Annotated in this window: 23 protein-coding genes; 3 read left to right on the top strand and 20 right to left on the bottom strand. The window is 71.7% G+C overall.

All coding sequences use genetic code 11. The annotated features are described in order from the left end of the window. Positions 1-41 precede the first annotated feature (41 nt). Genes M8542_RS17390 through M8542_RS17410 form a run of 5 tightly spaced genes read right to left on the bottom strand, consistent with a single transcriptional unit; the run spans position 42 to position 4395 of the window. Positions 42-527, bottom strand: coding sequence for an Lrp/AsnC family transcriptional regulator (locus M8542_RS17390; RefSeq protein ID WP_257921219.1), 486 nt, complete (start codon positions 525-527; stop codon positions 42-44). A gap of 12 nt (positions 528-539) precedes the next feature. Beyond that, entirely contained in the window at positions 540-1547 is a 1008-nt protein-coding gene (locus tag M8542_RS17395; RefSeq protein ID WP_257921220.1) for an ABC transporter substrate-binding protein, read from the bottom strand. After that, entirely contained in the window at positions 1537-2355 is an 819-nt protein-coding gene (locus tag M8542_RS17400; protein ID WP_257921221.1) for an ABC transporter ATP-binding protein, read from the bottom strand. Before M8542_RS17400 ends, M8542_RS17395 begins: the two co-directional genes overlap by 11 nt. 10 nt (positions 2356-2365) lie before the next feature. Further along, positions 2366-3391, bottom strand: a complete 1026-nt coding sequence (locus M8542_RS17405) for a FecCD family ABC transporter permease (protein ID WP_257921222.1) — start codon at positions 3389-3391, stop codon at positions 2366-2368. Beyond that, the gene (locus M8542_RS17410) at positions 3388-4395 is read right to left on the bottom strand and encodes a FecCD family ABC transporter permease (RefSeq protein ID WP_257921223.1); all 1008 of its coding nucleotides are present in this window, start codon (positions 4393-4395) and stop codon (positions 3388-3390) included. The genes M8542_RS17405 and M8542_RS17410 overlap by 4 nt, the downstream gene beginning before the upstream one ends. Positions 4396-4557: 162 nt before the next feature. Here M8542_RS17410 and M8542_RS17415 point away from each other — a divergent pair, with 162 nt between their 5' ends. Continuing rightward, positions 4558-5184: a PadR family transcriptional regulator gene (locus tag M8542_RS17415; RefSeq protein ID WP_257921224.1), complete on the top strand. Its 627-nt coding sequence runs from the start codon at positions 4558-4560 to the stop codon at positions 5182-5184. Here M8542_RS17415 and M8542_RS17420 read toward each other — a convergent pair. Beyond that, positions 5121-5933: a class I SAM-dependent methyltransferase gene (locus tag M8542_RS17420; RefSeq protein WP_257921225.1), complete on the bottom strand. Its 813-nt coding sequence runs from the start codon at positions 5931-5933 to the stop codon at positions 5121-5123. The two genes, M8542_RS17415 and M8542_RS17420, sit on opposite strands and share 64 nt — an antisense overlap. 114 nt (positions 5934-6047) lie before the next feature. Between M8542_RS17420 and M8542_RS17425 the strand changes: the two genes are divergently transcribed. After that, the gene (locus tag M8542_RS17425; RefSeq protein ID WP_257921226.1) at positions 6048-6893 is read left to right on the top strand and encodes a VOC family protein; all 846 of its coding nucleotides are present in this window, start codon (positions 6048-6050) and stop codon (positions 6891-6893) included. Here the strand turns inward: M8542_RS17425 and M8542_RS17430 are convergent. The 6 genes from M8542_RS17430 to rpsB form a co-directional block, all read right to left on the bottom strand. Then, on the bottom strand, positions 6881-8206 hold the full coding sequence (locus M8542_RS17430) for an MFS transporter (protein ID WP_257921227.1): 1326 nt from the start codon (positions 8204-8206) through the stop codon (positions 6881-6883). The genes M8542_RS17425 and M8542_RS17430 overlap by 13 nt on opposite strands. A gap of 80 nt (positions 8207-8286) precedes the next feature. Then, a complete protein-coding gene (locus tag M8542_RS17435) occupies positions 8287-9162 on the bottom strand; it encodes a phosphatidate cytidylyltransferase (RefSeq protein WP_257921471.1) in 876 nt (291 codons plus the stop codon). 326 nt (positions 9163-9488) lie between these two features. Continuing rightward, the gene (gene frr / locus M8542_RS17440; RefSeq protein ID WP_086855890.1) at positions 9489-10046 is read right to left on the bottom strand and encodes a ribosome recycling factor; all 558 of its coding nucleotides are present in this window, start codon (positions 10044-10046) and stop codon (positions 9489-9491) included. A 48-nt stretch (positions 10047-10094) separates the two neighbouring features. Further along, on the bottom strand, positions 10095-10838 hold the full coding sequence (gene pyrH, locus M8542_RS17445; protein ID WP_003065595.1) for a UMP kinase: 744 nt from the start codon (positions 10836-10838) through the stop codon (positions 10095-10097). Between the two features lie 130 nt (positions 10839-10968). Further along, positions 10969-11784, bottom strand: coding sequence for a translation elongation factor Ts (gene tsf, locus M8542_RS17450; RefSeq protein WP_257921228.1), 816 nt, complete (start codon positions 11782-11784; stop codon positions 10969-10971). Positions 11785-11872: 88 nt separating this feature from the next. Continuing rightward, positions 11873-12733, bottom strand: coding sequence for a 30S ribosomal protein S2 (gene rpsB / locus M8542_RS17455; RefSeq protein ID WP_257921229.1), 861 nt, complete (start codon positions 12731-12733; stop codon positions 11873-11875). 1036 nt (positions 12734-13769) lie between these two features. Between rpsB and M8542_RS17460 the strand changes: the two genes are divergently transcribed. Then, positions 13770-14243 (top strand): M23 family metallopeptidase, encoded by a 474-nt coding sequence (locus M8542_RS17460; RefSeq protein ID WP_257921472.1) that lies wholly within the window; start codon positions 13770-13772, stop codon positions 14241-14243. On the opposite strand, the gene M8542_RS17465 is transcribed toward M8542_RS17460, so the two are convergent. The 8 genes from M8542_RS17465 to lepB all read right to left on the bottom strand — a co-directional run bounded on the left by M8542_RS17465 (position 14244) and on the right by lepB (position 21951). Continuing rightward, the gene (locus M8542_RS17465) at positions 14244-15092 is read right to left on the bottom strand and encodes a FliA/WhiG family RNA polymerase sigma factor (RefSeq protein WP_257921230.1); all 849 of its coding nucleotides are present in this window, start codon (positions 15090-15092) and stop codon (positions 14244-14246) included. A 109-nt stretch (positions 15093-15201) separates the two neighbouring features. Further along, positions 15202-16206 carry a tyrosine recombinase XerC gene (locus tag M8542_RS17470; RefSeq protein WP_257921473.1) on the bottom strand — a complete coding sequence of 335 codons (1005 nt, stop codon included), beginning with the start codon at positions 16204-16206 and terminating at the stop codon, positions 15202-15204. A 102-nt stretch (positions 16207-16308) separates the two neighbouring features. Beyond that, entirely contained in the window at positions 16309-17448 is a 1140-nt protein-coding gene (dprA, locus tag M8542_RS17475) for a DNA-processing protein DprA (RefSeq protein ID WP_257921231.1), read from the bottom strand. Next, the gene (locus M8542_RS17480) at positions 17445-18956 is read right to left on the bottom strand and encodes a YifB family Mg chelatase-like AAA ATPase (protein ID WP_257921232.1); all 1512 of its coding nucleotides are present in this window, start codon (positions 18954-18956) and stop codon (positions 17445-17447) included. Before M8542_RS17480 ends, dprA begins: the two co-directional genes overlap by 4 nt. Beyond that, a complete protein-coding gene (locus tag M8542_RS17485) occupies positions 18956-19333 on the bottom strand; it encodes a YraN family protein (protein ID WP_257921233.1) in 378 nt (125 codons plus the stop codon). The genes M8542_RS17480 and M8542_RS17485 overlap by 1 nt, the downstream gene beginning before the upstream one ends. A 428-nt stretch (positions 19334-19761) precedes the next feature. Further along, on the bottom strand, positions 19762-20085 hold the full coding sequence (locus M8542_RS17490; RefSeq protein WP_003096226.1) for a DUF2469 domain-containing protein: 324 nt from the start codon (positions 20083-20085) through the stop codon (positions 19762-19764). Then, on the bottom strand, positions 20082-20921 hold the full coding sequence (locus tag M8542_RS17495; protein WP_257921474.1) for a ribonuclease HII: 840 nt from the start codon (positions 20919-20921) through the stop codon (positions 20082-20084). The genes M8542_RS17490 and M8542_RS17495 overlap by 4 nt, the downstream gene beginning before the upstream one ends. Positions 20922-21012: 91 nt before the next feature. Continuing rightward, the gene (gene lepB / locus M8542_RS17500; RefSeq protein ID WP_257921234.1) at positions 21013-21951 is read right to left on the bottom strand and encodes a signal peptidase I; all 939 of its coding nucleotides are present in this window, start codon (positions 21949-21951) and stop codon (positions 21013-21015) included. Between the last annotated feature and the right edge of the window lie 5 nt (positions 21952-21956).

The raw sequence follows: 21956 nt of genomic DNA on the forward strand, positions 1-21956 counted from the left end.
GTGGCCGTGAGTGCGCAGAATGCACACTTCAGCCGGACGGCTCAGGCCTCCGGGTGCGCAGAATGCACGCGGTCCAGCAGGGGCGTCAGCCGGTAGGGAACGAGCTCGCGCATGACGAGTGAGATGTTCGTCCGCTCGACCCCGGGTGAGGCGAGGATGCGCCCGGCGATCCGGTAGAGGTCGTCGGCGTCGACGGCCACGACCTGGACCATGAGGTCGCTCGCGCCGGTCAGCCCGCACACCTCGGTGACCTCGGGGACGGTGGCGAGCGCGTCGGCGATCTCGGCGAGGCGACGCTGGTCGACCTGCGCGTTGACGAACGCCCGCAGCGGGTAGCCCAGCCGGGCCGGGTCGATGCGGCGTTCGAACGACCCGAGCACGCCGCGCTGCTCGAGCCGCGCGAGCCGGGCCTGCACCGTGTTGCGGGACAGGCCGAGCCGCTCGGCCAGCGCGACCGCCGTGGACCGGGGGTCCTCCCCCAGCGCCTGCAGCAGCCGCGCGTCGATCTCGTCGATGGTTTCCGGCACGCGCCGATCTTCTCAGCCCAGGTACTTCTTCAGGTCGTCGAGGACCTTCATCGCCCCGATCGGGCCGAGGCCGAGGAACCACACCTCGTCGGCGACCGGGATCGCGTGCTTCGCCTTCACCGCGCCCAGCCCGGCCCACAAGCCGCTGCTCGTGACGGCCTTCTCGTCCGCGCTCGGGCCCGCGCCGTAGCTGGAGTAGAAGATCCAGTCGGCGTCGGCCTCGTCGATGCGCTCCTTGGAGATCTGCGCGGCCAGTTCGTCGATGTTCTGGTTCGCGGGCCGCTCGAGGCCGACGTCCTTGAGGATGACGCCGATGAACGAAAGGTTGCCGTAGAGCCGGATGTTGCCGGACAGGAAGCGCAGCAGCGAGATCTTCGGCGTGCCCTTGACCGAGGCCTTCACCTCGTTCGCACGCTTCTGGTAGTCGTTGAGCAGCCCTTCGGCCTTGGTCTCGTCGCCGAGGGAAGCGCCGATCAGCAGCAGGTTCTCCTTCCACGGGAACCCGGGCCGGATGCTGAACACCGTCGGCGCGATCTTCGACAGCTGCGGGTAGAGGTCGTTGGCCCGCAGCTTGCTGCCGACGATCAGGTCCGGCGTCAGCGCGGCGATCTGCTCGAGGTTGAGGTTGTTGATGTCCCCGACGGCCGGGATGCCCTTGACGCGGTCGGCCAGGTAGGACGGCACGCCGCTCTGCCCGGCGGTCGTGGCCATGCCGACCGGCGTCACGCCGAGCGCGAGGACGTCGTCGAGCTCACCGCTGTCGAGGACGACGACCCGGGTGGGCTTCTTCTCCAGCTTGGTCTGGCCGAGCGCGTGCGTGACGGTGCGCGGGAAGACACCCGGGCCGACGTCGGCGCCGAGCTTCGCGGTCGCGCTGTCCGCGGTCGAGAACAGCCGGCCACCGGTGGCGACCTCCTGGTCGCCGACGCCCGAGCTGCTGGGCTTCGCCGGCTGGCCGCACGCGGCGAGCAGGGTGACGGCCGCGAGTGCCGCGGTCCATCGAGTCCACTTAGGACGCATCGGGGGCTCCTTCTTCTCGGGGGACGGCCCGCCGCCTGCCGATCGGGACGACCATGGGGGTGCCGGAAACCGGGTCGTCGATGACCCGGCAGGGCATGCCGAACACGTCGGCGACCAGCTCGGCGGTGAGGATGTCGGCGGGCGCGCCCTCGGCGGCGATCCGCCCGTCCTTCATCGCGATCAGGTGATCGCCGTAGCGGGCGGCGAGGTTGAGGTCGTGCAGGACGATGACGATCGTCCGGCCGTCCTCGGCGTTCAGCTCGGCCAGCAGGTCGAGAACCTCGACCTGGTGGGCGATGTCGAGGAACGTCGTGGGCTCGTCGAGCAGCAGCAACGGCGTCCGCTGCGCCAGGGCCATGGCGATCCAGACGCGCTGGCGCTGCCCGCCGGACAGCTCGTCGACGGGCCGGCCGGCCAGCTCGACGGTGTCGGTCGCGAGCATCGCCTTCGCGACGGCGTCGTCGTCTTCGGCGCTCCAGCGGCGGAACATCCCCTGGTGCGGGTAGCGGCCGCGGCCGACGAGGTCGGCGACGGTGATGCCCTCGGGCGCGGTCGGCGACTGCGGCAGCAGGCCGAGCACGGTGGCGACGTCCTTGCTGCGCACCGTCGTGATGCCCTTGCCGTCGAGGTAGACCGCGCCCGCGGTCGGCGTGAGCAGCCGCGCGAGGCCACGCAGGAGCGTCGACTTCCCGCACGCGTTGGTCCCGACGATCATGGTGACCCGCCCGGGCGGGATCCGGACGGAGAGGTCCTTGACCACGCGCAGCGGCCCGTAGCCGAGCTCGAGGTGTTCGGTGTGCAGTGTCACGGCGTTCCTCTCACATCCGCCCGGCGCGGTTCGCGCTCGCGAGCAGCCACAGCAGGTAGGGCGCGCCCACGGCGCCGGTCACGACGCCGACCGGCAGCTGCGCGCCGAGCAGGTGCTGCGCGGCGAAGTCGCCCAGCAGCACCACGAGCGCGCCGGTCAGCGCGGCGGGGACGAGCCCCGCGCGGGCGCCGCCGACGAGCCGGGTCGCGATCGGGTTGGCCACGAAGGCGACGAACGCGACGGGCCCGGCGGCCGCCGTCGCGAAGGCCGCGAGCGCGACGGCGACCAGCAACAGCGCCAGGCGGCTGCGTTCGACGCGCAGGCCCAGCCCGGCCGCGGTGTCGTCGCCGAGCTGCAGGCCGGCGAGCTGCCGTCCCATCAGCAACGCCGCGGGGAGCAGCACGACGAGCGCGACGGCGAGCGGCGCCGCGTGGTCCCAGCCGCGGCCGTTGAGATTGCCGGTGAGCCAGACCAGGGCCTGCTGGGCGAGGGTGACGTCGGCCCAGGTCATCAGGTAGGAGACGACGCTGGTCAGCACGGCGCCGACCCCGACGCCGACGAGCACCAGCCGGTAGCCGTGCACCCCACCGCGGCGGGCGAGCAGATAGATCGTGGCGCCGGTGAGCACCGCGCCGGCCAGCGCCGCGGCCGAGACCGCCGCTCCCCCGGCGCCGAAGAGGACGATCGCGACGACGGCCGCCGCGCTCGCGCCCTGCGTCACGCCGATGACGTCCGGGCTGGCGAGCGGGTTGCGCAGCAGGCGCTGGAAGAGCGCGCCGGACGTGCCGAAGGCGAGGCCGACGAGGACGCCGGTGACCGCGCGCGGCAGCCGCAGTTCCGTGACGACGTAGGCGGCCCGGCCGACGCCGCCGCCGAACACGAGCCCCGGCAGGTCCCCGAGCGGCACCGGGAAGTCGCCGACGGCCAAGGAAAGCGCGAAGACCACGACGATGGCCAGTACCAGCAGCAGTGACACCGAACGGGCGCGCACGGCTCCCCGGCGGCGCGCGGCGGCGATCGACTCGACGGCGCTCACACCGCCACGACCTTCCGGCGCCGCACGAGGAGCACGAACACGGGCGCGCCGACGAGCGCGGTGATGATGCCGACCTGGACCTCGGCCGGGCGGGCCACCACGCGGCCGACGACGTCGGAAACCAGCAGGAGCAGCGGCGCCAGCAACGCCGAATACGGCAGGAGCCAGCGGTGGTCGGGTCCGGTGATCAGCCGCGCCGCGTGCGGCACGGTGAGCCCGACGAAGGCGATCGGCCCGGCGATCGCCGTCGCCGACCCGCACAGCACCACGACGGCCAGCGCGCACACTCCCCGCGCGAGCAGGACGTTCTGCCCCAGCGAGCGGGCGACGTCCTCGCCGAGCGCGAGGGCGTTGAGCTGCCGGGCGGCGATCAGCGCGAGCAGCACACCGATCACGACGAACGGCACGGCCTGGGTGATCGTCGCCGCGTCCCGGCCGGTCAGCGAGCCGACCTGCCAGAAGCGGTACTGGTCGAAGGTCGTCTGGTCGGTCAGCAGCAGCGCGCTGGTCACCGAGGCGAGGGCCGCGGTCACGGCGGCGCCGGCCAGGGCGAGCTTCACCGGTGTCGCGCCCGCGCGGCCGAGGGAGCTGACGCCGTAGACGACGGCCCCGGCGACCGCCGCGCCCGCGAAGCCGAACCAGACGTACCCGCCGACGCTCACGATGCCGAACGTGCTGATGCCGAGGACGACGAAGAGCGCCGCGCCGGCGTTGACGCCGAGCAGGCCCGGGTCGGCGAGCGGATTGCGCGTCGCGCCCTGGACGACCGCGCCGGACAGGCCCAGCGCGACGCCGGCGAGCACGCCGGCCAGGGTGCGCGGGAGCCGGAGCTCGCTGACCACGAGGTGGTCGGGGTTGCCGGCGTCGAAGTGGAAGAGCGCGTCCAGCACGGTGCCGGGGCTCAGGCCGCGGGTGCCGACGGCGACGCTGAGCAGCACGGCGGCGACGACGGCCGCGGCGAGGACCAGCAGCCCGGCCGTCAGCGGGAGCGATCGGGTCCGCACTGGTCGTTACCTTTGCTAACAGGTGTTTAGGCTTGCCTAATCTAAGGGGCTGACACTTGAAGGCTCAAGTTCCGTGAGCGGCATCACCGGTCTGAGGTTGTCATCCGACCGTTTCCGATATATCGTGAACGTGTCGCAACAGTTCGAGAAAGGAACACAGACATGCGTAGGCAACGACACCCCTTCGCCCACGAGCGTGGGCGCACACCCTTCGGCCCCTTCGGTGGTTTCGGCGAGTTCCCCCCGGGCTTCGGCCCTGGCGGTGGACGCGGTCGTGGTCATGGACCGGGCAGGCGGGGTCACGGCGGACGGCGCAGCCGCCGCGGTGACGTCCGCGCCGCGATCCTGGCGCTGCTCGCCGAGCAGCCCCGGCACGGCTACGAGATCATCCGCGAAATCGGCGAGCGCTCCGGCGGTTTCTGGCGGCCGAGCCCCGGCTCGGTCTACCCGACGCTGCAGCTGCTGGCCGACGAAGGCCTGGTCATCAGCAAGGACGAGCACGGCAAGAAGCTGTTCGAGCTGACCGACGCCGGCCGCACCGCCGCGGAAGAGCAGGACAGCACCCCGCCGTGGGAGCAGATCGCGCAGGACGTCGACCCGACCGAGGTCGGGCTGGCCAAGGCGGGCAAGAACCTCGCCGCGGCCGTCGTGCAGATCATGCGCGCGGGCACCGAGAGCCAGCAGGCCCGCGCGGCCGAGGTGCTCAACGACGCCCGGCGCTCGCTCTACGGCATCCTCGGCGAAGACGAGGACGAGTCCTCGGCTTCCGGCGAAGCCGCGGCCGAGTGACCTGGCAGGACGAGGCCGGTGGGCTTGACCCGCGCGTGGACGCGGTAGCCCACCGGCAGCGTCAGGTCCTTCGCGCGATTCCCGTTACGCTGCAAGGACTCCGCAATCGCCTGTTCGGCGACCGGCTTGCTGAACTCGATCTTCAGCACCGCTTCGAGGTCGCTCGCGGTCTCGAAGCGCCACTCGGTGGCCACCCGGCGGCAGCCGAACCCGGCCCGGGCGAAGAACCGTTCGACGGCGCCCGGGTCGTAGTGCGGTAGGTCGGCGCGCATCCAGCCGCCGTAGGGCTCGCTGGTCACGTCGAGGTCCACGATCAGCAGCGTCCCGCCCGGCCGCAGCACCCGCTCGGCTTCGGCCAGCCCGGGCTCGCACCCGGGCCCGAAGAAGTACGCCGTGCGCGCGTGGACGACGTCGACGCTCGCGCTGCGGACCGGCAGCCGCTGGGCCCGGCCCAGCTTCACGTCCACGTTCGACAGACCCCGCACACGCTTCAACGCGTGCTTCACCAACGGCTCGTGCGGTTCCACGCCGAGCACCGACCGCGCGTCCCGGGCGAAGCGCGGCAAGTGGAACCCGTCACCGCAGCCGACATCCAGCACGTCCCGGCCGGCCCAGTCGGCTTCCTCGCGCAGCACGCGCCAGATCTCGTCACCGCTGTCCTGCGCCCGGTTCTCCAGCTCGTAATCGGCCTGGTAGTACCAGATGTTCGGACTCGGCACGACCTCCGCGCGCCGCGACGACCACCGCACTCCGCTGCTCCTTCCGGGTCCCTTCGCCGCCGGCAGTGATTTTCCGGCGACAGATTCTTGGCGGAAAACTTACGGATCACGCCTAGAATTCGGAGGGTCTCGGGAGGAGCACTCATGGCAATCGGCCCGTCCAGTACCCCGTCCCCGGTCCCGGCCGGAATTCCGTGCTGGATCGAGCTGGCCTGCCGCGAGCAGGCCGTCGCGGAGAGATTCTACGGTGCGCTCTTCGGCTGGACGTACACCACTCAACGAGATCCGGCGACGTCCGACGGGCGCTACGCGATCGCGACGATGACCAACCTCCCGGTCGGCGGGCTCTACCGCGCCGCGCAGGGCGCGCCGCTGGGCTGGATGCCGCACCTGTCGGTGCCGCACACCGCGAGCGCGGCCGAATGGGTGGAACACCTCGGCGGGCAGCTGACGCTCGGCCCGATGCCGATTCCGCAGCGCGGCACGATTCTGCACGCCTACGACGCGTGCGGCGCGCCCGTGGTGTTCTGGGAGGTGCCGCCGGACTGGGAGTTCGTCACCGGGATCCCCAACACCTTCAGCGGCGCGGACCTCAACACGCACGACGGCGTCGCGGCGGATCACTTCTACACCAAGCTGTTCACCTACGGCAGCCACCAGATCGGCGACGGCGAGTCGCTGGACTACGTCGAATGGCTCATCGAGCACGAGCCGGTGCTGTACCGGTACGTGATGGGCTCGGAGTACAGCCTGGACACCCCGCCGCACTGGCTCGTCTACTTCGACATCGACCCGGCCCGCGGTGTCGACGCGGTCGCGGGCGAGTCGATCATGAACGGCGGCACGGTCGTGATCCAGCCCTATGACACGCCGTTCGGCCGGATGGCGATCCTCGCCGACCCGGAAGGCGCCGTCTTCGCGGTGATCGACCACTCGCGGGTCTCCGAGGAATGGGGCCGCGCGGAGGTCGACGACCCCTACGACGACTGACGCACGAGCAGCGTCAGCCCCGCCACCAGCGCGTACCCGGCCGCCACCAGCCACATCCCGGCGGCCGGGAGCAGCGCGCCGACGAGCGCGACCCCGATCGCGCCGCCGGTCTGCCGCGACGCGTTGAGCACGCCCGCGGCCAGTCCGGCCTTGCCCGGCAAGGAGTTCATCGCCAGCGACGTCATCGCCGGCATGGCCAGCGAGCAGCCGCCGAACACGACCGAGACCACGACGAACACCACGAGCGCGCGGTCCGCGGGCAGCAGCGCGAAGCCGGCCGCTCCGGCCAGCCCGGCCAGCGCGCCCGCGACCATCGGCACGCGCGGGCCGAAGCGCCCGGTGAGCCTTCCGCTGAAGAACGCGTTGAGCGCGACCACGACGGTCAGCGGCACCAGCGCCAGCCCGGCGGCGAGCGCGCCGAGCGACCAGGCGCGTTGCAGGTAGAGCGCCAGGCAGAAGAGCGTGCCGTAGAGGCAGAAGTTGAACAGGCCGCCGATCCCGGTCGCCACCGCGTAGTTCCGGATCTTCAGGACCCCGAGCGGCAGCACGGGTTCCGCGACGCGCTTCTCGACCGCCACGAACACCACGCCGGCCACCACTCCCCCGGCGAGCAGCACGAGCGTCGCCGGCGCGAACCACCCGGCGTGCCCGGACTCGATGAACCCGGCCACGAACCCGGCCAGTGACGCCGTGCCGAAGAGCTGCCCGGCGAAGTCGAGGCGCGTCGTCTCGTGCCGGGGCGGTTCGGCGACCGCCCGGCGCGTCAGGACGATCGCGACGATCCCGACCGGGACGTTGACCGCGAAGACCAGCCGCCAGTCGGCGAGACCGACCGCGAGCCCGCCGAGCACCGGCCCGGCGGCCAGGCCGGCGCCACTCATGCCGCCCCACACGCCGAGTGCGTGGGCGCGCTGCCGGGCGTCCGGGAACTGGTGGACGATCAAGGCGAGCGACGACGGCAGCAGCGCGGCGGCGCCCGCGCCCTGCACGGCCCGCGCGGCGATCAGCCAGAGCGCGTCGTCGGCGAGGGCGCAGGCGATGCTCGCGAGGACGAAGACGGCGACGCCGACCTCGAAGACCCGTCGCGAGCCCCAGCGGTCGCCGGCGGCGCCCCAGGTGAGCAGGAACGCGGCGAGGGTGACGGTGTAGGCGTCGACGACCCACTGCAGCGCGGCCGTCGAGGGCTCCCCGAAGTCGGCGCCGATCGCGGGCAGGGCCAGGTTCACGATGGTCGCGTCGAGCGTGATCATCAGGAAGCCCAGGCAGACGGCGCCGAGGGCCAGCTTCGCCGGGGCGCGGGATTCGGTGCGCATGCCCCGAGTGAAACCCGCCGAAGCTTCGGCGGTCCACGACGTATCGCCTAGGTCTGGGAGGCTCCGCCTCCCAGCGCAGGTCAGCCGAGCGGAACGAACGCCGAAAGCAGCAGCCAGGACACCACGGCCGAAGGCAGCAGCGAGTCGAGGCGGTCCATGATCCCGCCGTGCCCGGGCAGCAGCGTGCCCATGTCCTTGACGCCGAGGTCGCGCTTGATCAGCGACTCGACGAGGTCGCCGAGGGTGGCGGTGAGGACGATGGCGACGCCGAAGAGCACGCCCTGCCAGACGTGGCCGTCGAGCAGGAGGCTGAGCGTCAGTGCCCCGGCGACGACCCCGCCGACCAGCGATCCCCCGAAGCCTTCCCAGGTCTTCTTCGGGCTGATGGTGGGGGCCATCGGGTGCTTGCCGCCGAGCACGCCGGCGATGTAGCCGCCGGTGTCGGAGGCGACGACGCCGATGAGGAAGGTGAGCACGCGCCCGACGCCGTCCGACGGCGGCACGAGCATCGCGGCGAAGGCGCCGAAGAGCGGCAGGTACGCGGCCGCGAACGTCGACGCGCTGATGTCGCGCAGGTAGCCCTTCGCGCCTTGGGGCAGCCGCCAGAGCAGGCAGGCGAGCACGGTGAGGACGAAGGCGGTGAGCGCGCCTTCGCGGCCGAACGGCCAGGCGAGCCAGATCATCGCCTGCCCGCCGACGAGCACCGGGATCATCGCGACCTTGGTGTCGGCGACCCGGCGCAGCACCCCGGCGAACTCGAAGGTGCCGACCGCGATCGCGACCGCGATGATCCCGATGAACAGGAAGCGCACGGTGAGCAGGGAAACGATGATGGCCGCGCCGAGCAGCAACCCGACCCCGATGGCGGCGGGCAGGTTCCGGCCGGCCTTGGAAGCCTTCTTCGCCTCGGGCGCGGGTTCGACGGCGGGCGCCTCGGCGGCACCGGCGGCCGACAGCCGGGCTGCTTCACCGGTCCCCGAGGTCTCTCCCGCGGCCGGGATCGCGCCGGCTCCGGCAGCGCCGCCGACGTCCGGAGTCTTCTCCGCGGCCGGGATCGCGCCCGCGGCAGCGGTTCCGGCGGCCGGGTTGCGGCCGGCACCCGAGGTCGCGCTCCTGCCCGGAGTCTCCGGCGTGGCCGGCGTGGCCGCCGCCCCGGCTGTCCCCGGGAACTCCGGCGCGGCCGGGGCGCCGGTGTCGGCCGGCCCCGGCGTTCCGGGAGCGGCCGCCGGTTCTTCTCCGGTGGCGTCCACCCGGTCCTCGCGTTCCTCGCTCACCTGTGCCATCAGACCTCGAGCAGCTCGGCTTCCTTGTGCTTGACCAGCTCGTCGACCTTGTGCACGTAGGTGTCGGTCAGGTTCTGCAGTTCCTTCTCCGCGCGCGCCACGTCGTCTTCACCGGCCTCGCCGTCCTTGGCGATGCGGTCCAGCTCGTCCTTGGCCTTGCGGCGGATGCTGCGGATCGAGACCCGGGCGTCCTCGCCCTTGCCCTTGGCGACCTTCACCATCTCCTTGCGCCGCTCCTCGGTGAGCTGCGGGATGACGATGCGGATGACCTGGCCGTCGTTGCTCGGGTTCACGCCGAGGTCCGACTCCCGGATCGCCTTTTCGATGGCGCCGAGCTGCGTCTGGTCGTAGGGCTTGATGAGCGCCATCCGGGCTTCCGGCACGTTCACGCTGGCCAGCTGGTTCAGCGGGGTCGGCGAGCCGTAGTACTCGACGACGATCCGCGCGAACATCGTCGAGGAAGCCCGCCCGGTGCGTACCGAAGTCAGCTCGTCCTTGGCGACGGACACCGCTTTTTCCATCTTCTCCTCGGCGTCGAGGAGGGTCTCGTCGATCACGGCTACTCCCGTTGTTGTGATGGGTGGCGCTTGCTGATCCCAGCAGGTCTAGGCCGGCACCCCGTCGGCGGGGGTGCTGACCAACGTGCCGATTCTTTCACCACTCACCGCGCGGGCGATGTTCCCCTCGGTGAGCAGGTTGAACACGATGATCGGCATGTTGTTGTCCATGCAGAGGCTGAACGCCGTCGCGTCCGCGACCTTGAGGTCCCGCTCCAGCACCTCGCGGTGGGTGATCTCGCGGAACATCTCGGCGGTGGGGTCGGCCTTCGGGTCCGCGGTGTAGACGCCGTCGACGGCCTTCGCCATCAGCACGGCTTCGCAGCCCAGCTCGAGCGCCCGCTGCGCCGCCGCGGTGTCGGTGGAGAAGTACGGCATGCCGACCCCGGCGCCGAAGATCACGACGCGGCCCTTCTCCAGGTGCCGCTCGGCGCGGCGCGGGATGTAGGGCTCGGCGACCTGGCCCATCGTGATGGCGGTCTGCACGCGGGTGGGCAGGCCCTCCTTCTCCAGGAAGTCCTGCAGCGCCAGGCAGTTCATCACGGTGCCCAGCATCGCCATGTAGTCGGCGCGGTCGCGGTCCATGCCGCGCTGCGAGAGCTCGGCGCCGCGGAAGTAGTTGCCGCCGCCGATCACGACCGCGACCTGGACGCCGGTGCGGGCGACGTCGGCGATCTGCTGCGCGACCGAGTGGACGACATCCGGATCGACGCCGATAGAACCACCGCCGAACATTTCGCCGCCCAGTTTCAGCAGCACCCGCCGGTAGCCACCTTCGACCCGGTCACCCATCTATGTCGCCTCCTAGGCCCCTCGACCGCTTGAAACTTGCCTAAACTGTTTGTCCAAACCCGACAGTGCCCCGTCCCCGATGGACGGAGACGGGGCACTGTGGGTGTGAAACCTACGCCCTGGCCTGGAATCAGGCCTGGCCGACCTCGAAACGCGCGAACTTGGTCAGCGTCACGCCGGCCTCGTCCAGGAGCGCCTTGACGGTCTTCTTGTTGTCCTTGACCGACGGCTGCTCGAGCAGGACGTTGTCCTTGTAGTACGCGTTGACCTTGCCCTCGATGATCTTCGTGAGGGCCTGCTCCGGCTTGCCCTCTTCACGAGCGGTCTTCTCCGCGATGGAGCGCTCGTTCTCGACGATCTCGGCGGGCACCTCGTCGCGGGTCAGGTACTTCGCGCGCAGCGCGGCGACCTGCATAGCGGCGCCGCGAGCGGCCTCGCTGTCGTCACCGGTGAACTCGACGAGCACACCGACGGCCGGCGGCAGGTCGGAGCCGCGGCGGTGCAGGTAGGTCGCGGTCTGGCCCTCGAAGGCCACGACGCGGCGCAGCTCGAGCTTCTCGCCGATGCGGGCCGAGAGCTCCTGTACGACCTCGTTGACCGTCTTGCCGTCGAGCTCGGCACCCTTGAGCGCCTCGACGTCGTTGGTCTTGAGGGACTTCGCGACCTCGACGATCTTCGCGGCGAGCGCCTGGAAGTCGGCGTTCTTCGCGACGAAGTCGGTCTCGGAGTCGAGCTCGATGAGGACGCCGCCATCGCCGGTGACCAGGCCCTCGGCGGTGGCGCGCTCGGCGCGCTTGCCGACGTCCTTGGCGCCCTTGATCCGGAGGAACTCGACGGCCTTCTCGAAGTCGCCGTCGTTCTCCTCCAGCGCCTTCTTGCAGTCCATCATGCCGGCGCCGGTCATCTCGCGCAGGCGCTTCACGTCAGCGGCGGTGTAGTTCGCCATTCTGGTAAATCCGTCCTTTGCAGGAAGTCTGTGGGTTGCTACGCCCGTGCGGCCGGCCCACGGGGCCAGCCGCACGGACGGTCGGTCATCAGGAGGAGGCGGTCGCCTGCTCGGTGGCGGCCTCGGTCGCGGCAGCGGCCTCGGTCGCGTCGGCGGAGGCGGTCTCGGAGCCGGCGAGCAGCTCCTTCTCCCACTCGGCCAGCGGCTCGTCGGTGGCGACACCCGGCTCCGGCTTGGCGTCGGCCGAAGCACCGTTGCGGCTGGAGCGCGCCATCAGACCGGCGGCCGCGGCCTCGGCGACGACCTTGGTCAGCAGCGCGGCCGAGCGGATCGCGTCGTCGTTGCCCGGGATCGGGTAGTCGACCTCGTCCGGGTCGCAGTTGGTGTCCAGGATCGCGACGACCGGGATGTTCAGCTTCCGAGCCTCGCCGACGGCGATGTGCTCCTTCTTGGTGTCGACGATCCACACCGCGCTCGGCACCTTGGCCATGTCGCGGATACCGCCGAGGGTCTTCTCGAGCTTGTCCTTCTCGCGGGTCAGCGTCAGGATCTCGCGCTTGGTGAGACCCTCGAAGCCGCCGGTCTGCTCGCGGGACTCGAGCTCCTTCAGGCGGAGGAGGCGCTTGTGCACGGTCTGGAAGTTGGTCAGCATGCCGCCGAGCCAGCGCTGGTTGACGTAGGGCATGCCCACGCGCGCGGCCTCGTTGGCGATGGCTTCCTGAGCCTGCTTCTTGGTGCCGACGAACATGATCGTGCCACCGTGCGCGACGGTTTCCTTGATGAACTCGAAGGCACGGTCGATGTAGGTCAGCGTCTGCTGCAGGTCGATGATGTAGATGCCGTTGCGCTCGGTGAAGATGTAGCGCTTCATCTTCGGGTTCCACCGACGGGTCTGGTGCCCGAAGTGCACGCCGCTGTCGAGCAGCTGCTTCATGGTGACGACGGCCATTGCCGGAATCAACCTCTTCTGTGTCGTGCGCGCCGGGGTGCTTGGGACCCGCCGCGCTGCTCGGTTTTGTCGCTCGCGGCCGGGTGGCCGCTCGCCCTGGTGCCCGTGCCGGTGTCCGGACCCTGGAGCAAGTACTTCAGGGACCGCCGGACACCGTGCGAATCGCCCGGTTGGTGGTGCGAAGCCGGGGGAACGCGCACGTGCACGCGAAGTCAGCCCGCTCACGCGGACCGCGGAAAAGATTCTACCCCCTGCCACCAGCCCCTCCCCCACCGGCGGCCGAGTTGTCCACAGCGCCGCCTCGGCGGGCCGGGTTGTCCACAGATTCGACGGCGGGCCCCCATCCGGGCCCGCGGCGTCGCAGGCTGGGGAGATGGAGTTGATCAGTCGCCGCCGGAGCGCGGTGCGAGGTGGGGTCGCGGTGTTGTTCGCCCTGGTCATGGGGCTGTGCGGCGCTTGGGTGGGTGGTTTGGAACCGCCCGGATTCGTGGTGGGGAGATGGTGGTCGGCGGGGTGGACGAATGGTGTGGTGATGGCCGCTGAGCCGTGGGTCGGCGTGGGGTTGGGAGGTGGGCAGGCGGGCGCCAAGCCGTGGCTGGCGGGGCGGTCCCCGGCCACCGAGTCGCGGGCCGACGCGGAGCCGGGAGGCACCGAGCCCTGGCCAGCCGACCGGACCGCGGCCACCGATCCGCCGGCCGACGTGGAGCCGGGAGGCAAGCCTGCGGGCGCCGAGCCCTGGCTGGCAGCCCGGTCCGCGACCACCGAGCCATGGGCGGACGTGGCGCCGGGAGACGGGCAGGTGGGAGCCGCGCCCTGGCCAGCGAGGTGGTCGGCGGCCGCCGAGTCACAGGCCGACGCGGGGCCGGCAGGCACCGAGCCCTGGCCAGCCGACCTGACCGCGGCCATCGGGACCTGGAACGACCCGGGCTTCAGTCGCCCGGCCCCTGCCGATGCGGGCTTCGACCGGCCGGACTCGACCGGGGTTCGTCAGGCTGTCGACCTGGCCGGTGGCTGGTCGGACATCGGGTTCGAGCCGTTGGGTGCGCTCGGCGCTGCCCCCACCCTGTCGACGCCTGCTGGGCGGCAGGCTCGGCTGGCCTGGCCTTTATCACCCGTTCCGGTGATCGCGAAGTACTTCGACGCTCCCGAGACGCCCTACGGCGCCGGGCATCGTGGGGTCGATCTGGCCGCCGTGCCCGGGCAGGATGTGCTCGCCGCCGATGCCGGTGTTGTCGTTTTCGCGGGGCTCGTCGCCGGGCGGCCCGTCATCTCCGTCGACCACGATGGGGGGCTGCGCACCACCTACGAACCCGTTGCTCCCGAGGTCGCCGTCGGTGATCAGGTTTATCGGGGGCAGGTGCTCGGCTCCGTGCTCGCCGGGCATCCCGGGTGCCTGGTCGCGGCCTGCCTGCACTGGGGCGTCCGGCGCGGCGACGAGTACATCGATCCCCTCGCCCTGACCGGTGAGGTCGGCGAGTACCGGCTCAAGCCGTGGGGCGGTGGGGCCTGATCAGCCGCCGGTCTGCTCGACGAGCTTGGCCCGCAGCCGCATGACCGCCCGCGTGTGCAGCTGGCTGACCCGCGACTCGGTGACGCCGAGGACCTTGCCGATCTCGGCCAGGGTCAGGCTCTCGAAGTAGTAGAGGCTGACCACGATCTTGTCCCGCTCGGTGAGCTGCGCGATGGCCTGCGCGAGCTGACGGCGGTTGTCCTGGTCGACGAGCACCGCGACCGGGTCGACGGCGTCGTCGTCGGGCAGTGTGTCGACCAGTGAGCCGCTGTCCTTGCCCGCGGCGACCAGGTCTTCCAGCGCGACGACGCTGGTCAGCTGCAGCTGGCCGTAGAAGTCGCGCAGGTCGTCGAGGCCGATGCCGAGCTCGGCGGCGAGCTCCGCGTCGGTCGGGGTGCGGTTCAGGCGGGCGCCGAGGCGCTCCATGGCCCGCTCCGCCTCCTTGGCCTTGCTGCGCACCGCCCGCGGCACCCAGTCCTGCGAACGGAGGTCGTCGAGGATCGCGCCGCGGATGCGCTGCATCGCGTACGTCTCGAAGCGCAGCCCGCGCTCGGGGTCGAACTTCTCGATCGCGTCGACCAGCCCGAAGATGCCGGACTGCACGAGGTCCCCCACGTCGACGTGGGTGGGCAGGCCGGTGCCGACCCGGCCCGCGACGTACTTGACCAGCGGGGCGTAGTGCAGCACGAGCCGATCGCGCGACGCCTGGTCCGGGCTGTCGGCGAACTGCCGCCACAGCGCCGCGATCCCGGCGTCGACCTCGTGGCCGGCCCGCGTTTCCGCGGGCACGGCTGTCTCACCGTGAGTGGTCACTCCGGCGGCTTCGGTCACGTGCGGTCCTGCGGTCATTGCACAGTCGTTCTCGGCATGCGGCTCAGTGTCGTCTCCGTGCTCGTGCGGATGCGCGTGCGCCGCCGGGCCCGCTGGTGACGACCCCGGCGAGGCTTCCCGGGCCGCCTCAGGCCCTGGGATGCGCTCGGTCATGGATCGCTTTCAACCGGTCGACGGTCACATGAGTGTAGAGCTGCGTCGTGGCAAGCGTAGCGTGACCAAGCAGTTCCTGAACGCTCCTGAGATCGGCACCGCCTTCGAGCAGATGTGTCGCCGCCGAATGCCGCAGGCCGTGGGGCCCCATGTCGGTCGCTCCGGGCACCGCCGACACGGCGTCGTGCACCACCCGCCGGACCGCGCGCGGGTCGACGCGTTTGCCCCGGACGCCAAGGAAAAGCGCGGGCTCGACGCTGTCACCGGCGGTTTCGGCGACGATCTTCGGCCGCCCCTCGTCGATCCAGTCCGCCAGCGCCGCCGCCGCCGGGACGCCGAACGGGACGACGCGTTCCTTCCCGCCCTTGCCGAGCACCAGCACGACACGACGGGAGAAGTCCGCCCCGCCGACGTCCAGTCCGCACAACTCGGACACGCGGATGCCGGTGGCGTAGAGCAGCTCGACGATCGCGCGATCACGCAGCGCGACCGGATCCCGCTCCGCCGCCCCGGCCGCCGACGCCTGCATGACCTCGTCCGCCTGCCCGGCGCGCAGCACCCCGGGCAGGGTGCGGTGCGCCCGCGGGGCCGCGAGCCGGCCGCCGGGGTCGGTGGCGAGGACGCCGGTGCGGTGCGCCCAGGCGGTGAAGGTCCGGGCCGAGGCGGCGCGCCGCGCGAGCGTGGTGCGGCTCGCCCCACCGGACTGCTGCGCGGCGAGCCACGCCCGCAGCCGGGCGAGGTCGAGGTCCGCGAGCGCGCCTTGCCCACCACAACCAGCAGCACCACCGCTGTCCACGACGAAGCCGAGCAACGACACCGCATCGCCGACGTACGCGCGGACGGTGTGCGCGGACAGGCCCCGCTCGAGCCCGAGGTGCCGTTCGTAGCCGGTGACGACGGCCTGCGCCGGCTCGGGCAGGGCGGCCCGGAGCGCGCGCAGGTCCGGACGGCGAGCACGGCCGGAGCGTGGTGGCGGCATGATGTCACGCTGCGCGAACATCCGCCGCCGGTCAAGGATCGCCACGCGGGCACACCGGACCGGCCGAACATCTTCGACGATTTCGCCCGGATTTCGTGGCTTTCACGCGCTTTCCCTCCGTCGTCGCCAGCCGGTGTCGCCGCGGACGGCGAATCCGTCGATCTCCAAAGCCGGCAGCAGCGCCCGCACCTTCCGCAGCGGCAGCCCGGATTCGGCCGCGATCTCGGTGTCGGTGCGGTCGGCACGCACAGCGAGTGCCTCGTACGTCCGCAACGCCTCGGGTCCCAGCCGGTCGGTCGGGCGTTTCGGCCGGGCCGAGGTGTCCTCGGCGATGCCGAAGCGGCCCACGGTTTCGAGGACCTCGTCGACGTTCGAGACCAGCGTGGCCCGGGCGTCGCGGATCAGCTCGTGGCACCCCGCGGACATCGCGGACGAGACCGGTCCGGGCAGCGCCATCACGACCTTGCCGAGAGCGCCGGCCGTGCCGGCGGTGTTGCGGGCGCCGCTGCGCAGCCCCGCTTCGACGACCAGGGTGCCCTCGGTGAGGGCGGCGATGAGCCGGTTCCGGACGAGGAAGCGGTGCCGGGCCGGCCGGGTGCCGGGCGGGTACTCGCTGACGACCGCGCCACCGCGTTCGGCGATCCGGTTCAGCAGCGCGACGTGGCCGGCGGGGTAGCCGACGTCGACGGCGCAGCCCAGCACCGCGACGGTGACCCCGTCGGCGGCGAGCGCTCCGCGATGGGCGGCGCCGTCGATGCCGTAGGCGGCGCCGGAGAAGACCGGCACCTTCCGGGCGGCCAGCCCGTAGGCGAACTCGGCCGCGTGGTGTTCGCCGTACGGGGTCGAGGCCCGCGCACCGACAACGGCCACGGCCCGATCGGCGGCGACGCCCAGAGCGACCTCACCGGCGACCCACAGGGCCAGCGGAGCGACCGCCTCGGTGACGCCCCGCCGGGCGGCGAGGTCCAGGGTGAGCAGGGGCCAGGCCGGCCACTCGTCGTCCTCCGGGATGACGAGCCGCGCGCCGGCCGCGGTGGCCCGGGCGAAGTCCTGGTCCACGAAGTCGCGGGCGCGCCGGGCCTCGGTCGCTTTGCGCACCTCGGGCGGGCAGTCGCCCTGTCGCACCCGCTTGGCGGCCTCGATGGCGCCCAGCTGGGCCACGAAGGCCGCGACGGCCGCCGCGGGTGGTTCGGTGACGCGGAGCAGGTAGGCGCGGGCTTGGCGCAGTTCGTCGGGTTTCACGCCGCCACCCGTTCGCGGAAGGCCAGCGCCGAACCGACCTGATCGACGCCGGGACGCTCCTCGCCGTCGAGATCGGCCAGGGTCCAGGCGATGCGAAGACACCTGTCGGCTCCGCGCCCGCTCAGAGCGCCACGCTCCATGGCACGGTCGAGCAGCACCGTGGCATCGACGGGAAGGGGGAACTGGCGCCGCAACGCCGGCCCCGGCACCTCCGAGTTGGCCAGCCAGCCGTGCTCGCGCCACCGCGTCGCGGCGCGTTCACGCGCCTCGAGCACCCGGGCGCGGACCGTTTCGGACGACTCGGCCGTGCCGGTGTCGTGTGCGCTGATCGCGCTGAGAGGTTGCAGCCGCACCCGAAGATCGACACGATCCAGCAGCGGTCCGGAGAGCCGGCCGAGGTACCGACGGCGGGCGGCCGGCGAGCACACGCAGTCGGCGTCCTTCGGCGGCGCGCACGCGCACGGATTGGTGGCCAGCACGAGCTGGAACCGCGCCGGGTAGGTGATCGCCCCCTTGACCCGGGCGATCCGCACCTCGCCCTCTTCCACGACGGTCCGCAGCGATTCGAGGCACTGCGCGCCGAACTCGCAGACTTCGTCCAGGAACAACACGCCGCGGTGGGCCCGGCTGATCGCGCCGGGCGAGGCGATCCCGCTGCCACCGCCGATCAGCGCCGCGATGGAGATCGAATAGTGCGGGGCGACGAACGGTGGCACCACCACCAAGGGCGAGGTCTTCGACAGCGAGCCGTCGACCGAATGAACCGCCGTGACCTCCAGGGACTCTTCGGACGACAACCTCGGGAGCAGGCCGGGCAGCCGTTTCGCCAGCATCGTCTTGCCCACTCCGGGCGGTCCGGTCAGCAGCAGGTGGTGACCACCCGCCGCGGCCACCTCGACCGCCCAGCGCGCCTCCGGCTGCCCCACGACGTCGGCGAGGTCCGGAATCGGCGGCGGTGGTGCCGGGCGGAGCGGCGCCGGCCTCGCCAGCTCGGCTTCGTCCTTCAGCCAAGCCACGAGATCACGCAGGTGAACCGCGCCCACGACATCGATGCCATCGACCAGCGAGGCCTCCGCGAGGGAGTCTTCGGGCACGACGGCTCGTTCGTAACCGGCCGCACGCGCCGCGAGCAGACCCGGGAGGACGCCGCGAACGGCGCGGACCCGGCCGTCCAGGGCGAGTTCGCCCAGCAGCACGGTGCCGAGCAGCCGGGTCGCCGGGACGGCACCCTCTGCCGCGAGGACGGCCGCTGCTATGCCCAGGTCGTACGCCGAGCCCACCTTCGGGAGGTTCGCGGGCGACAAGCCCAAGGTCACCTTGCCGTCGGGCCAGGGCTGCCCGGAGTTGCGGATCGCGGACCGGACACGATCCTTCGCCTCGCGCAGCCCAGCGTCGGGGAGGCCGACGAGCGTGACCCTGCTGAGCCCGCCGCCCAGGTCGGCTTCGATTTCGATGACTCGGCCGTCGATCCCCAGGAGGGCGGCCGACCAGGCCTTGGCGATGGGCATCAGAACGCCGCCTCGATGTGCTGGACGCGGGCGGCCGCGCCCGGCTCGACCAGGACCGTCACGACGTCGTAGCGGACCGGGCACCAGCCGATCCGGTGCTCGCGCAACCAGCGTTGGCCCGCTCGGCGGACCCGGCCCGCCTTCTCTTCCGTGACCGTCTCCGAAGGCAGGCCGAACTCGATGCCCGTGCGGGTTTTCACCTCGCAGAAGACCACGCGGGCCCGGTCGGTGAGGATCAGGTCCAGCTCGCCCTCGCGACAGCGCCAGTTGCGGCCCAGCAGCACCAGGCCGCGCTCCCGCAGGTGCCGGGCCGCCAGGTCTTCACCCCAGGCGCCCAGGTCTTGGCGGTGTTTCGCGAGCTGGTCGGTGCCCGTCATCGTGTTCGCCCCCTCGCCGGCACTCGTCACCGGGACGGTCCCGGCGATCACGGTGCGTGTGCATTCGACGATGCCAGGGCGTGGGGCGGGGGAACCAGCCCCGGATCGCCGGACTGTGGACAACCGGGGTGATGTGGACAACCGGTCCACCGGAGGGCGCGGGGACGCGCGAAATGTCGGCCCGCTGTGCTACGCGCGTCGACCGGGAAAACGACCCGTGCCGGCCCGTCGGACGACGGACCGGCGCGTTCGGGGTGTGGCAGACGACCTGAACCTGGCACCGCCGGACGGCCGGCGACAGCACCTGAAGAAACTGCGCTGCGACGCCTACTCACCCACCGCGGACGCGGCAGCCCCGCCTGGGCACGCCTGCCGAAAAACCGCGCCGGCCCGTCAAACGACGGGCCGGCGCGGGAAGAAAGCCGTGGTCAGCCCGAGAACGGGCCGTCCTCGGGGAGCCTCAGGTCGGGCTTGTCGAGCTCCTCGACGTTGACGTCCTTGAACGTGATGACCCTGACGTGCTTGACGAAGCGGGCCGGCCGGTACATGTCCCAGACCCACGCGTCGGACATGCGGACCTCGAAGTACACCTCGCCGCCGCCGTCGCGGACCTGGACGTCGACCGCGTTCGCCAGGTAGAACCGCCGCTCGGTCTCCACCACGTACGAAAACTGGCCGACGATGTCGCGGTACTCGCGGTACAGCGAGAGCTCCATCTCGGTCTCGTACTTCTCGAGATCCTCCGCACTCATGAAATCCGCGCCCCTCCTCGGGATCGTGCTGCTGCTCCGCCGGCGGAGCGTTCATTGTGACCCACACCCGCGGCCGGGGCACGCAGCGGCAGGCTGAGTTGTGGCTCTAATGCCTCGTCGAGGACCGCGGCCAGGTCCGCGGCGCCCCCGGACTCCATGGCCTTTTCCAGTGCCGCATACGTCAGCAGGACCGGCCGGGCGGGCCGCAGGCCGTGCTTGACGGCCACCGTCGCGACGTTCGTGTACGACCAGCGGTGGACGTCGCTCGGGCCGTGCTCCCGCAGCGCCGCCAGGTGATCGGACGTGCTGTACCCCTTGTGCACGTCGAAACCGTAGTGCGGCAGGTCGTCGTGGTAGCCCGCCATGATGCGGTCCCGCGTCACCTTCGCCAGCACCGACGCGGCCGCGATGCACGCCACCGAACGGTCGCCCTTGATCACCGCCGCGTTCGGGGCGGTCAGGCCCGGCACCCGGAACCCGTCGGTGAGGACGTACCCCGGGGACACCCGCAAGGCCGCCGCGGCGCGCCGCATGCCCTCCAGGTTCATCACCCGGATGCCGTAGAGGTCGACCTCGGCCGTGGGGATGACGACCACCGAGTAGTCGACGGCGCGCTTGAGGATCAGGTCGTAGACGCGGTCGCGCGCCTTGGCCGTCATCAGCTTCGAGTCCGTCAGCTCGGTGAGCTTCGCGTCGCCCTGCTTCAGCACGCAGGCGGCGACCACCAGCGGGCCCGCGCAGGCGCCGGCGCCGGCTTCGTCGACGCCGGCGACCGGGCCCAGGCCACGGCGGTCGAGCGCGCCCTGCAGACCCCAGAAGAGGTCGCCGCGCACCACGGCCCGCGGCGGCCGGATGGGCTCGGCCGCGGTGAGGGGAACGGGAAGGGTCAAGGCTGGATCACCCGTCTGCCGACACGGATCGGGGTGGCTAGCGTTTCCGCCCGGCCGCCCGCAGCAGTCCGGACTTGAACTTGCGCCCGAAGAACAGCGCCGGCCAGGCCATCGCGATGCCGGCGCCGAGCGGGAGCCCGCTCTGCCAGGCCGGCGCGCCGAGCGCCACCGGCTGGGCCGACTCCTGCGGGTTGTGGTCGGTGATGCCACCCCACCGGCCCGGCGGCAGGACGATGATCCGCGCCTTGCCGATGATGTTGTCCACGGGCACCGCGCCGTTGACGCCGCCGCCGCCCTGGAACCGGGAGTCGTCGGAGTTGTTGCGGTTGTCGCCCATCACCCAGACCGTCCCGGCCGGGACCTTGACCGGGTCGAAGGCCCGCTGCTCCTGGACCGACGGGTCTTCCCAGTGGATGTACGGCTCGTCGAGCGCCTTGCCGTCCACGATCACGCGGCCCTGCGGGTCGCAGCACTGGACGGTCTGGCCGCCGACCGCGATCACCCGCTTGACGAAGTCGCGCTCGTCCGGCGGGGCGAACCCGACCAGCGAACCGAGACCACGCAGGCCCTGGACGATGATGTTGCTCGACTCCTGCGGCGCGATCTCGTTGTTGATCCACGCCTGCGGGCCCTTGAACACGATCACGTCGCCCGGGGAGGGCTCGGTGAAGTCGTAGGTGACCCGGTCGACGAGGATCCGGTCACCGGTGCAGCCGGGGCACCCGTGCAGGGTGGCCTCCATGGACCCCGAGGGGATCATGAAGACCTTCGCGAGGAATGTCTGGATCAGGATCGTGAGCACCAGGGCGATCACGAGCAGGATCGGCAGTTCCTTCCAGAACGACCGTTTCTTGGCGGGCTTGGCTCGCCGCCTTCGGGACCCCCCGCGCTCCTCGGAGCGGGACCGCCTCGGCTGGTCCTCCTCGGAGCGATCGGGGTCATCCTCAGGTGCGTTCTGGGACACGGGTTCGGCCACGTCGT

It is taken from the genome of Amycolatopsis iheyensis (assembly GCF_024703995.1).
GTDB lineage: Bacteria > Actinomycetota > Actinomycetes > Mycobacteriales > Pseudonocardiaceae > Amycolatopsis > Amycolatopsis iheyensis.